Here is a 12,358-nt window from a genome sequence, read left to right as displayed (position 1 = left end):
AGATTTGTATAGGAGACAGGTCATGCACTGTCCATTCCAGTTCGACGCCGGTGTGGGTGGGTGGGCCGGTCTTGAAGCAGATCCGGGCGAGGTGTCGGACTGCGGCTGCGGACTCGCGCAGGATGGCGCTGCGGTCCAGGTCGGATGACGTCGCCAAGGGTCGGGCCCCCTCTCCGTGCACCGGGTCCGGCACACCGTGCCACCGTAGACCCACCCACCGACACCGTCGGGGCGTGCACGGCGCCACCAACCTCTGTCTAACAGACGAATTTCCGAAGCAGGGCGGAACAAACCGCTCCAACCGCCGACCGGTCAGCCTCCGGCGGGGTGACCCGGACGCGGTGGTGACGGCGGGGCTTTCCCCGATGGGGACGGCTTGTCCTTCGCCGATTCGGAGGGCGTGACCGTCGCGAGCTTGGACGGCTTCGTCTCGGGTACCAGCCGCTGGCAGTACGCCTCGACCTCGGCGGGGCCGCCGGCGGCGGTCACCAGCCTCTGGAAGGCCGGCGTGCGTAGTGCTTTCTCCCGCTGCTCGGGCTTCTTCGCCCGCCACGCGCGGCACAGCCCGTGCACCTGGCCGGCGGTGGTGGGACCGGCCGGCGGCGTGGCGGTGACGGGCGCGCCCGGCACCGGGGTTCCGGGGCCCACCGACCGACCGGGCTCGGTCGACCGGGATGTGCCCTGGTGCGGCGAGGGTGACGGGCGCGACGGTGCCGGTGCGACCGGGTCTGGCCCTCGGTCCCGGGTGACCGCGGCGAAGGCCGCCCCAGCGGTGGCGGTAGCTGCCACCGCGCCGATCCAGGCCACCGCGCCGGTGGTCATCCGGCGACGGCGTGGCCGCTGCGGCACGGCCGGCGCCGGGTTGGCCCGGGCGGCCCGGAACGCGGCCACCGCGGCGTCCTCCCCGGCCAACTCGCCTAGGCGGACGGGGCCGGCCGCCGCGGCGAGCAACGCGGCCACCGGCTCGGCCGGGGGCACGTTGCGGGCGCTCAGGTCTGCCTCAGGTGAGTTCGCGTCCACGTCTGTGTGCGTGGCGGAGGGGGCCTGATCCAGGGTGGCGTCCACCCGCGCAGGGGTCGAGTCGAGCAGCCGCTCGGTGTCGGCGTGGTCGGCTCGCCGGAACGGGTTCATCGGGAGTCCTCTCACGTCAGCCGTCCGCCGGTTCGACGTGCGATGCCCGCAGGGCGGGGCTGCTCCCCGCACGCGGCGGTGGCACCCCCTCGACCCCGAGCGACGACTCGGCCGGGCTCTGCCGCTCCAGCAGGACCGCGAGCCGGCGTAGGCCTCGGTGAGCGGCGGTCCGCACGGCGCCGGCCCGGCGGCCCAGCACGCGGCCGGCGGACCCCGCGTCCAGCCCGATCACGGCCCGCAGCAGGACCGCCTCGGCCTCCCGGGGCGGGAGGGTGGCGATCAGCGCGAGGGCGGTCTCGGTACCGAGCGTCTCGCTGGCTCGCTCGGCGGTGTCCGCGTCGCTGGCGAGTTCGGCGAGCGCCTGCACCGGGACCGGCAGCGAGGGGCGGCGGCGCATCCGGCGCAGGTGGTCCATCGCGCGGTTACGGGCGATGGTGACCGCCCAGGCCCGGAACTCGCCCCCGGTGAAACCGGGCAGGTCACGGGAGATCTGGAGCCAGGTCTCGGAGGCGACGTCCTCGGCGTCGGCCCCGACGAGCGCGGTCAGGTACCGCAGCAGCCCGGGCTGGAGGCTGCGGTAGAGAAAGCGGAACGCCTCCTCGTCCCCGGCCTGCGCTGCGGTGACCACCTCCGACAGGTCGGCGGTCATGCGCGGTCCACGCATCGCTCGAGGCGTGTCGGCCCGACCAACCGGGCTGGCGCACACCACGCGGCACGAGTCGTCCGCCCGATCAGCACCAGTACCGCACCGCCCTCCACCGCTCTGATTGTGCCCGCGACCATGATTGTCGGGGCGGCGTGTCCGGGAGCCAACGCCAGGGTGATCGCTCGGCGCGCTGCGCGCCGAGGTGGCCGGGAGGGCCCGAGCCGGGCTAACGCTAAGAGCGGGCTCACGACGCGACAAGTCGGCGTCGTGTCACGGAAGAGTGACAATTATCAACTCGGCTCGACGGCGCGTCGTCGTAACGGCAAGTACGTGACAGTCGCCAACCACCCCTGGAGGCGGTTTCCTGCCCCCTTTGACGACCCAAGCGACGGAAATAGTCGCTTTTCGTGACACCACACATCCACACCGTCACGAAGGGCGTGCGTCCACACAGGTCAGGCCGGATCGGCCAGACCGAACCAGCCGCCCGGCGGCCCTGCCACGGCGCGCCGCCCCGCGCCACTCTAGGTACGGTAATGCGGTGTTGTCATCGGAGGTCGTGCTCAGCGGTCGCTACCGCTTGGACGAACGTGTCGCCACGGGCGGCATGGGCGACGTTTGGCGTGCCTCCGACCTGATCCTCGGCCGGCAGGTGGCGGTCAAGGTTCTCCTGCCGGCACTGGTCTCCGATCCCGATTTCATCGCCCGGTTCCGCGCCGAGGCCCGGATCATGGCGGCGCTGCGGCACCCCGGCATCGTGCAGGTCTTCGACTGCGGTGCGGACGACCTCCCCGACGGCGGGCGCGCGGACTACCTCGTCATGGAGTTCGTCGCCGGCGAGCCGTTGTCCAAGCGGATCGAGGCGGCCGGGCGGCTCGACGTGGCCGAGACGATGTCGATCGTGGCCCAGGCGGCCGCAGCGCTCAACGCGGCGCATCGCGGCGGCATCGTGCACCGCGACGTCAAGCCCAGCAACCTGCTGGTGCAGGAGGACGGCACTGTCGTCCTGGTGGACTTCGGCGTGGCCCGCTCCACCGACATCACCAGCATCACCAGCACCAACGCGGTGCCGGGCACCGCCCTCTACATGGCTCCGGAGCAGGCCGCCGGTCGGCCGGTCAGCGGTGCCACCGACATCTACGCCCTGGGCGCGGTCACCTACTGCTGCCTGACCGGCAGTCCGCCCTTCACCGGTGACAATCCGCTCCAGGTCGCCGTGCGGCACCTGGACGACGAGCCACCGGAGCTGCCGCACGACATTCCGGAGGCGGTCCGCGCCCTGGTGTCGCGGGCCCTGGCCAAGGATCCGCTGGAGCGGTTCACCAGCGGAGCGGCAATGGCCGAGGCCGCTCGGACGGCGGTCACCGGCGGCGAGCCGCCGACGGCGATGGCCGGGCCGGTCGCGCTGCGCGACGCTGGGCCGGGCACCCGCACGGACGTGCCCGCCGGCGCGGCGGTTGCGGACGGGCGCCAGCGACGGCGGGGTCCGCTCGTCGGCGCGGCGGCGGCCATGCTGGTCGCGCTGGTCGGGCTCGGCGCGGCGCTGGCCGCGACACGAAACGTCGGCGACGACCCGGCGGTCAATTTGCCGGCCACCTCGCCGACGGTGGCGCCGAGCGGCCCCGTCGACCTGCCCGCGGCGAACGAGCAGATCACCAGTGTCGAGCCGGTCCGGCCGGACCGGCCGCACGTCTCCAGCAACTCCCCGTCGGCCTCGGTCTCCGCCACGCCGAGCCTGCAGCCCAGCGAGACGGTCGGCCCGCCGACGCCGACGGTGGGCGTCACCACGGCGCCGCCGACCAGCGCGGCGCCCACGACCGCCGCGCCGCCGACGACCGCGCCGCCCTCTGATCCGCCCCCCACCTCCAGCGCGCCGGTCGATCCGGAGGTGCCGGTGGGCGGTTGAGCGAACCAGTGTCGCCGACCCCCGTCAGTCCCACCAGCACCGATATCCCCAAAACGGACTTACGACGCCGAAGACGCCTCTAGGCTCTGAGCAGGCTATTTACACCATCTGCTGCGGGAGCCTGGGTGAGCGCTGAAAAGCTGGTCGTGATCGGTCAGGGGTACGTCGGACTGCCGCTGGCCATGCGGGCCGTCGAGGCGGGGCTCGACGTGGTCGGTCTCGACGTCGACGCCGACCGGGTGAAGCGTCTCGCCTCCGGCGAGTCGTTCGTCGAGGACATCCCGGCCGACCGGCTGGGCCGCGCGTTGGGCAGCGGCCGCTACCACCCCAGCACGGAATACACCGACGCTGACGGGTTCGACATCTGTGTCATCACGGTGCCGACCCCGCTGCGCGACGGGACCCCGGACCTGAGCTTCGTCGAGCAGGCCGGCGTCGGTATCGGCCCGTACGTACGCCCCGGCTGCACGGTGATCCTGGAATCGACCACCTACCCCGGCACCACCGAGGAGCTGCTGCGCCCGCTGTTGGAGTCGGCCAGCGGGCTGACCAGCCCCGGTGACTTCCACCTCGGCTACAGCCCCGAGCGGATCGACCCGGGCAACCCGACCTGGCGGCTGGAGAACACCCCGAAGGTGGTCTCCGGTGTGGACCCGGCCGCGCTGGCCCGGGTGGACGAGTTCTACCAGCTCCTCGTGGAACGCACCGTACCGGTGGACTCCACCCGCGTCGCCGAGCTGACCAAGCTGATCGAGAACACGTTCCGCCAGGTCAACATCGCGCTGATCAACGAGCTGACCATGCTCTCGCACCACCTCGACATCGACGTCTGGGAGGCGATCGACGCCGCCTCGACCAAACCGTTCGGCTTCATGCCGTTCCGGCCCGGCCCCGGCGTCGGCGGGCACTGCCTGCCCATCGACCCGTGCTACCTGTCCTGGCAGGTCAAGCGCCGCCTCGGTCGGCAGTTCCGGTTCATCGAGCTGGCCAACGACGTCAACCACGAGATGCCCGAGCACGTCGCCCAGCGGATCATGGGTGGGCTGAACCGGGACGGCCGGGCCGTCAGCGGCGCCCGACTGCTGCTGCTCGGTCTGGCGTACAAGAAGAACACCGGCGACATGCGCGACTCCCCCGCCGTGGACGTGGCCCGTCGGTTGCAGGCCCTCGGCGCCGAGGTGCACGCCGTCGAGCCGTACGCCGAGGCGCACCAGATCCCCGCCGGAGTCACAGTGGTCGGGCTCAGCGAGCGTGAGGTGCGTGCGGCCGACGCGGTGGTGGTGGTCACCGACCATGACACCTTCGACTACGACCTCGTGGTCAGGCACGCCCGCTACGTCTTCGACACCCGCAACCGGTGCGTCGGCCCGATGGTCGAGCGCCTGTAGACCCGGCACCGCTGGCCGGTCCCGCCGCCGGGGAAGATGGCGGGACCGGCCAGCGGATGTCCGTCCGGTCGCCGGGGTCGGACCCGGCCGGTCCGGACCGCGACCGGCTCACTGGTCGGCGAGCGCCTCGACGACCGGGCGGGACAGCGCCCGGCGGGCCGGCAGCACCGAGGCGAGCAGAGCGGCGAGCACCGCGACACCGAGGATCAGCCCGAGCTGGCCGAGCGGCAGCACCACGTGGAAGTCGCCGCCGAGGCGGTCCAGCAGGGCCATCGCGGACGCGCTGACTCCGGTGCCGAGCCCGACCCCGAGCACCGCGCCGACCAGCGCCATCAGCACCGCCTCGACGGCGAGCACAGCCCGCATCCGCCCTCGGGTGAGCCCGACCGCCCGCAGCACGGCGTTCTCCCTGGTCCGTTCGACCACCGACAGGCTCAGGGTGTTCGCTACACCGACCAGGGCGATCACCACGGCCAGACCGAGCAGCGCGGTGACGAAGGCGAGCAGCATGTCCACAGTGCCGGTGAGCATCTTCTTGTACGCGCCCTGGTCCATCAGGTTCACCGTCGGGTAGCGGCCCAGCACTGCGGTGATCGCGTCGCGGGCCCGCTCGGGGCTCACCCCGGCGGCGGGGTCGATCTCGGCCAGGTAGCCGCGCCGGGCGGGGAAGAGCTCGGCGAAGTCCTGGTCGGACAGGTCGATGACGTGACCCGCGGGCACCTCACCGCCAGGGCTGTCGTCGGTCACCACGGCGGCCACCCGGAACGACCTCCCCTCGACGGTCACCGGGGAGCCGACCTGCCAGCCGCGGGCCCGCGCCAACTCGCGATGCACCAGCACCTGCCCCGGCCCGACCCGCTCGGCGTCGCCGGCCAGCACTCCGCTCAGCGTCCGGCCGACCAGCGCCGGGTGGGCCGCGCGGATCTCGACGTCGTCGACGACAGTGTCGCGCTGCTCGTGCACGACACCAAGCTCGGGACGGGAGGCGAGCTCGCCGACGAGCGCGGCCGGCAGGTCCTGACCGATTCCGCTGACCACGAAGTCCGTCCCGATCTGGGCGTCCACGCTGCGTTCGATGCCGTCCTTGGTGCTGCGGGCGCCAACCATGAACGCTGAGACCAGTCCGATACCGATCACCAGCGCGGTGGCCGTCGCGGCGACCCGCCGCGGATTGCGCACCGTGTTGCTCACCGCCAGCTCACCGACGGTGCCGAGCACTCGTCGGACCGGCCAACCGAACACCCGGGCCAGCGCGGGGACGAGCACCGGCCCGAACAACACGATCCCGAAGAAGGTGAGCACCCCACCGACCGCCACCAGTAGTAGCTGACCGGCGCTGGCGGCGCCGGCCAGCGCGGCCACACCGACGGCGAGGACCACCGCGCCGATGCTCAGCCGAACCCGACCAGCACCCCGGCTGGGCTGCACCGCGGCGTCGGTGAGCGCGGCCACCGGTGCGATCCGTGTGCCCCGCCAGGCCGGCAGCAGGGCGGCGCACACGGTGAGCCCGGTGCCCAGCAGCAGGCCGGTGAGCACCGTCGAACCGGTCACGGTCAGCCCACCGGTGACCGGCACGTCCAGTTGGGACAGCAGCAGCCGCAACCCGGCGGCGAGGGCCACCCCGAGCAGCACCCCGAGCGCGGAGGCGACCAGCCCCAGCACCGCCGACTCCAGCACTGTGGATCGGAAGACCTGTCCCCGGGTGGCGCCGATCAGGCGCAGCAGCGCGGTCCGTCGGGTCCGCTGGGCCAGCACGATCGCGAAGGTGTTGGCGATCACGAAGCCGGCCACCACGATGGCGACCCCCACGAAGATCAACAGCAGCATGCGGAACTGGTCCACGTTGCGGACCGCGTCCTCCACGGCCTCGTCGAGGATCTGCTGGCGACTCTTCACCGTGGCTTCGGCGCCGGACGCGGCGCGTACCTTCTCGGTCAGCGCCGCGACGTCGGCGCCCGGTCGGGCCGCCACCATGATCCGGCCGTAGCCCCGCTCGCCGGTGAGGGCCAAGGCGTCCGGCCCGACCAGGCCGACGAACGGACCGCCGACATCGCGGGCGGTGTCCGCCACGTCGACGGTGCCCACCAGGGTGTACGGGCGGGCCGCCCCGCCGGAGGCGCCGATCCGGACCGCCGCGCCGAGCCCGAAGCCCTGCTCGGCCGCCGTCGGCGCGTCGAGCACCACCTCGCCGGCCCGGTCGGGCAACCGGCCGGCCACCACGTCGTACGAGCGCAGCGCGTCCTCGGTGGGGATGGCGACGAGCATGGTGAAGCCGAGCACCGGCCGACCGTCGGCTCCGACGATCCCGGCGGTGTTGGTCAGCTCACCGGCGGCGGCGGCCACCCCGTCGACCGCCCGCACCCGGTCGACCAGCGCCGGGGCCAACACCTCTCGGCCGGCCGAGTAGACCCCCAGATCGGTGTGGCGGTCGAAGGTGCCGGCCCGCTCGTACGCCCCGGCCCGCATCCCGTCGACGAACATCATCGTGCCGGCGACGAACGCGACGCCGAGCACGACGGCGAGCGCCGAGAGCAGCATGCGCAGCGCCTCGGCGCGCAGCGAACGCAGGGTCAGGCGGATCATGCGGGGCTCCCGGTGCAGGTGGCGGATCGGACCCCTCCGACGCTATGGCCGGAACCGGTCTGTCGATCTCCACCTGCGCGCTCGACCTGCGTGCGCCCCGGGTCGCGGTGCGCCCGCCGGCCGCTACGACCCAGGTCGTACGCGGTGTCATCCGCCGGGCGTGACCAGCCCGCTCTCGTACGCCAGGACCACCGCCTGGACCCGGTCGCGCAGCTGGAGTTTCGCCAGGATCCGCCCGACGTGGGTCTTCACCGTCGCCTCGGCCACGTGCACCCGGGCGGCGATCTCCGCGTTGGACAGCCCCTGGGCGACCAGCAGCAGCACCTCCCGTTCCCGTTCGGTGAGCTGCGCGAGTCGAGGGTCGGCGCCCGGAGCGGCGCCGAGCTGCCCGGCGAACCGGTCCAGCAGGCGTCGGGTGATCGACGGAGCCACCACCGAGTCGCCCTGGGCCACCACCCGGATCGCGGCCAGCAACTCCTCCGGCGGGACGTTCTTGAGCAGGAAGCCACTCGCCCCGGCCTGCAGCGCCGCGAACGCGTCCGCCTCGGTGTCGAAGGTGGTCAGCACCAGCACCCGAGGGCCACCAGCGGGCCGCTCGGCGCAGAGTCGACGGGTCGCCTCCACCCCGTCCATGGTGGGCATCCGGATGTCCATCACCACCACGTCGGCCTCGGTGCGGGCGAGCACCCGCAGGGCGTCCGCGCCGTCGATCGCCTCCCCGACGACCTCCAGGTCGGGCTGGGATTCCAGCACCATCCGGAACCCGGCGCGGACCAGCGCCTGGTCGTCCACGATCACCACCCGGACCGTCATGCCGCAATCACCTCCGTTGCCGGCTCTGACGGTAGCGGCAGCCGAACCTCTACTTGCCAGCCCCCGGCCAGCCGGGGACCGGCGGTGAGGCTGCCGTCGTACACCGTCACCCGCTCCCGCATGCCGAGCAGGCCGTGACCGCCGGACGGCGCCGGGCTGACCAGCGGGCGGCCGCGACCGTCGTCGACCACCCGGACCACGACGGCCTCGGCGGTGTACGACAGGACGACCTCGACGCCCGCGCCGACGCCGGCGTGCTTGAGCGCGTTGGTCAACGCCTCCTGCACCACCCGGTAGACGGTCAGCTCCAGGCCCGGCGGCAGGGCCGGTGGCGCACCGGTGACGGTGCTGCGGACGTGCAGACCGGCGTCGTCGAAGCGGGCCAGCAGGTCGGGCAGCTCGGCCAGCGCGAGGCGTCGGTGCTCGGGGTCGGCCGCCACCGCCAGCCCGTCGGCCCCGTCCGCGCCGGCCGGGCCGGCGTCGCGCAGAACGCCGACCAGGCGGCGCATCTCCTCCAGCGCCTGCCGGCCGGTGTCCGCGACCACCTTCACGGCGGTGCGCGCCTGGGCGGGGTCACGGTCGAGCATGAACCGGGCCCCGTCCGCCTGGACGATCATCACGGCCATGCTGTGGGCGACCACGTCGTGCAGCTCACGGGCGATCCGGGTGCGCTCCTCGGCGACCGCCGCCCGGGACTCGGCCTCCCGCTCGCGTTCCAGGGTGGTGGCCCGCTCCTCCAGGCTGAGCACGTAGAGCCGGCGGGTCCGCACGTTCAGCGCGACCAGCCACACCGCCCCGGTGACCAGTGCGTACCACAGCGCGGTCACCCACCACTGGATGACGTTGGGGGTCTGTGCGGCGGCCAGCAGCACGCCGACTGCCGCGACCGCGCCGGCGAGTACGCCGTCGCGCAGCCGCCGGCCGTACTTCACCACGCTGTAGAGCGCGATCAGGACGGCCACGTCGTAGATGAGCGGACCCCAGCGGGCGATCACCTGGATCAGGGCGAGCACCGCGACCGCCACCGTCACCGCGCTCGGGTGGGTGCGGCGGAACAGCAGCGCCACCGCCATCCCCACGCCCACCGCCGTGGCCGCCCAACCGCCCGGCTGGTTCACCGCCGCGGCCAGGGAGACGAGGACCACCAGCGCGGCGACGGCCACGTCGAAGGCGGCGCCGCGCAGCGGGCGACCGAACAGGGTGCGTCTCACGGTCACCCAGCGTACGTGCCGGGATGCAAGGCCCTCGCGCCCCGCGCCCGGGCTCAGCCGCCGAGGACCTCACGCATGCGGTCGATCTCGACGGTCTGCTCGGTGGCGACGGAGTTGGCGAACTCGTTGAGCGTCAGGTCGGAGCCGACCGTGAGCAGGTTGGTGGCCATCTCGATGGCGCCCTGGTGGTGCTCGGTCATCATCTGGACGAAGAGCCGGTCGAAGTCGGCGCCACGGGCCGCGGCGAGCTGCCGCATCGCCTCTGGCGACTGCATGCCGCGCATGGTGCCGTGGTCGTGCCCCTGCACCTCCGCCGGCAGGCCACGGGTCTGCAGCCAGCCGCGCATCATGCCCATCTCCGGCCCCTGGCTGGCTCGGATGCGCTCGGCGATGGCCCGGACGTCGGGGTCGGCGGCCCGGTCGGGGGCGAGCTCCGCCATCGCCAGGGCCTGCGCGTGGTGCGGGATCATCATCCGGACGAAATAGACGTCCAGCGAGTTGTGCGAGGCGGGACCGGCGTCGCGGACCTCGTGCGCCGGGCGGGTGGCCGCCGTCTCGCCCGGGCGGCCGGGCGCGATGACGGTCAGGTCGGTGGGGACGGGGCTGGCCGTCGGCGACGCGGCGGAGGTGGCGGGCGCGGAGACCGGCTGCGGTGCGCTCGTGCCGGTGTCGCCGTCGAGGCGGATCACCATGAACACCACCAGCGGCAACACGAGAGCCAGTGTGACGACCGCCAGGGTGCGTGCGCGCCGGTTGGTCATGGGCCACTCCCTGCAGTCGAGGTCACCGCGATGCTATCCATTGAAGAACCCACTTTCATGTGATCCAGCTCACATCGACGTTCTTCGTCGGACGGTAACGTGTCAACCATCGTCTCCCCCTTGCGAAGGGCCCCGCCGATGATCAGATTCCACAAGCCACGGTTACGACAACTGCGTGTCGTGGCACTCGCCACGACCGGCCTCCTCGTCGCCAGCGCCCTCGTCGCCCCGGCGAGCAGCGCCCAGACGGTGCCGCAGGCGGCCCCGGCCCCCGCGCTCACCAACACGATCCCGGGCGTCGACGAGATCGTGAGCAGCCCCAACCTGCGCCAGATCGCCAACGTCCCCAAGGTCGCCCCACTGGACGCGACCAACAGCGACATCGCCTTCCAGGGCAAGTACGCGTTCGCCGGCAACTACAACGGCTTCGTCATCTATGACATTTCGCGGCCCAGCGCGCCGACGGTCAAGGCCCGGGTGCTCTGCCCGGGGTCGCAGAACGACATCTCCGTCCACGGTGACCTGCTCTTCCTCTCCACCGACTCGTCGCGCAGCGACGACTCCTGCAACAGCACCACGCAGGGAGCGGACGTGAAGGGCTCGTGGGAGGGCATCAAGGTCTTCGACATCAAGGACAAGGCCAACCCGCGCTACATCAAGTCCGTCGAGACGGCCTGCGGCTCCCACACCCACACCCTGGTGCCGGGCAAGGACCGCAAGGCCATCTACCTGTACGTCTCGTCGTACAGCCCGCGGGCCGAATTCCCGGACTGCCAGCCGCCGCACGACTCCATCTCCATCATCAAGGTGCCGGTGAAGAAGCCGACCGACGCGGCCGTGGTCGCGACGCCGAACCTCTTCCCGGACGGCGGCTTCCCCGGCAGCCAGACCGGCTCGGCGACCACCGGTTGCCACGACATCACCGCCTACCCGTCGAAGGACCTGGCCGCCGGCGCCTGCATGGGTGACGGCATCCTGCTCGACATCAAGAACCGCGAGGCCCCCCGGGTCATCAACCGGGTCCGGGACGAGGTCAACTTCGCGTTCTGGCACTCGGCCACCTTCAACAACGCCGGCACCAAGGTGATCTTCACCGACGAGCTGGGTGGCGGCGGGGCGGCGACCTGCAACGAGACCGTCGGCCCGAACCGCGGCGCGGACGCCATCTACGACATCGCCGGCCGCGGCAACGCCCGGACGATGACCTTCCGCAGCTACTACAAGATCCCCCGGGCGAACGCCGACACCGAGAACTGCGTGGCGCACAACGGCTCGCTGATCCCGGTGCTCGGCAAGGACATCATGGTCCAGGCGTGGTACCAGGGTGGTATCTCGGTGTTCGACTTCACCGACTCGGCCAACCCGAAGGAGATCGCCTTCTGGGAGCGCGGCCCGCTCTCGGCCGACACGTTCGTCGGCGGCGGCACCTGGTCCGCGTACTACTACAACGGCCACATCTACTCGAACGACATGGTGAAAGGCCTGGACGTCCTGGAGCTGAACGACTGGCGTACCTGGTCGGCCAAGCTGACCCGCTACCAGGAGCTCAACGTGCAGACCCAGCCCAGCTACCTGGGCTGGTAGCCACCACGCACCACGCACCACGCACCACGCACCACACCGGGCCCGGTCCCCGATCTCCGGGGGCCGGGCCCGGCCCTGTTCGCGCACGTCCGCCCGTCAGCTCATCGGCAGGATCCTCCACATGTCCATCGGGACGCCGGTGGGGCCGATCGTCGGTTGTCTCCCGCCCCGGGCCGGCCTGTCGGGTTCCGCGCGCCGCAGCACCTCGGCTGGTCGACCGCGCTCCCCCGGTCCTCGGTGGGGCTGGTCACCCTGACGGCGCCAGCGCGGGCGGCAGACCCGCCACCGTGTCAACGTGGTCAGACGTGAAGCTTGACGTCGTCGCACCGCCCGCC

At 72.4% G+C, this 12,358-nt stretch carries 9 protein-coding genes and 1 pseudogene; 3 read left to right on the top strand and 7 right to left on the bottom strand.

Features of this window, described 5'->3' with window-relative positions:
- The 3 genes and pseudogenes from DLJ58_RS33600 to DLJ58_RS33590 all read right to left on the bottom strand — a co-directional run.
- A pseudogene (locus DLJ58_RS33600) lies at positions 1-157 on the bottom strand (ergothioneine biosynthesis glutamate--cysteine ligase EgtA); the annotation flags it as partial.
- A gap of 155 nt (positions 158-312) precedes the next feature.
- Positions 313-1,131 (bottom strand): hypothetical protein, encoded by an 819-nt coding sequence (locus tag DLJ58_RS33595; protein WP_124863153.1) that lies wholly within the window; start codon positions 1,129-1,131, stop codon positions 313-315.
- A 16-nt stretch (positions 1,132-1,147) separates the two neighbouring features.
- Entirely contained in the window at positions 1,148-1,780 is a 633-nt protein-coding gene (locus tag DLJ58_RS33590; RefSeq protein WP_124863150.1) for an RNA polymerase sigma factor, read from the bottom strand.
- A 538-nt stretch (positions 1,781-2,318) separates the two neighbouring features.
- On the opposite strand from DLJ58_RS33590, the gene DLJ58_RS33585 reads away from it, so the two are divergent.
- Both DLJ58_RS33585 and DLJ58_RS33580 read left to right on the top strand, forming a co-directional pair.
- Complete coding sequence (locus tag DLJ58_RS33585) at positions 2,319-3,683, top strand: serine/threonine-protein kinase (protein ID WP_124863147.1); 1,365 nt, start codon at positions 2,319-2,321, stop codon at positions 3,681-3,683.
- 125 nt (positions 3,684-3,808) lie between these two features.
- Positions 3,809-5,071: a nucleotide sugar dehydrogenase gene (locus DLJ58_RS33580; protein ID WP_124863144.1), complete on the top strand. Its 1,263-nt coding sequence runs from the start codon at positions 3,809-3,811 to the stop codon at positions 5,069-5,071.
- A 108-nt stretch (positions 5,072-5,179) separates the two neighbouring features.
- Here the strand turns inward: DLJ58_RS33580 and DLJ58_RS33575 are convergent, their stop codons facing one another.
- The 4 genes from DLJ58_RS33575 to DLJ58_RS33560 all read right to left on the bottom strand — a co-directional run bounded on the left by DLJ58_RS33575 (position 5,180) and on the right by DLJ58_RS33560 (position 10,439).
- Positions 5,180-7,654, bottom strand: a complete 2,475-nt coding sequence (locus DLJ58_RS33575; protein WP_124863141.1) for an ABC transporter permease — start codon at positions 7,652-7,654, stop codon at positions 5,180-5,182.
- Positions 7,655-7,801: 147 nt separating this feature from the next.
- Positions 7,802-8,467: a response regulator gene (locus DLJ58_RS33570; protein ID WP_124863138.1), complete on the bottom strand. Its 666-nt coding sequence runs from the start codon at positions 8,465-8,467 to the stop codon at positions 7,802-7,804.
- Positions 8,464-9,684: a sensor histidine kinase gene (locus DLJ58_RS33565; protein WP_124863135.1), complete on the bottom strand. Its 1,221-nt coding sequence runs from the start codon at positions 9,682-9,684 to the stop codon at positions 8,464-8,466. Before DLJ58_RS33565 ends, DLJ58_RS33570 begins: the two co-directional genes overlap by 4 nt.
- 47 nt (positions 9,685-9,731) lie before the next feature.
- Positions 9,732-10,439, bottom strand: coding sequence for a DUF305 domain-containing protein (locus DLJ58_RS33560; RefSeq protein ID WP_124863133.1), 708 nt, complete (start codon positions 10,437-10,439; stop codon positions 9,732-9,734).
- 138 nt (positions 10,440-10,577) lie between these two features.
- Between DLJ58_RS33560 and DLJ58_RS33555 the strand changes: the two genes are divergently transcribed.
- A complete protein-coding gene (locus DLJ58_RS33555) occupies positions 10,578-12,023 on the top strand; it encodes an LVIVD repeat-containing protein (protein WP_091397814.1) in 1,446 nt (481 codons plus the stop codon).
- The last annotated feature ends 335 nt before the right edge of the window (positions 12,024-12,358 follow it).

The sequence above is a fragment of the Micromonospora arida genome (genome assembly GCF_003857035.1).
In the GTDB taxonomy this organism is placed as follows: domain Bacteria; phylum Actinomycetota; class Actinomycetes; order Mycobacteriales; family Micromonosporaceae; genus Micromonospora; species Micromonospora arida.
The sequence above is the reverse complement of the archived record's forward strand: the minus strand, read 5'-3'. Positions and strand labels throughout refer to the sequence as shown.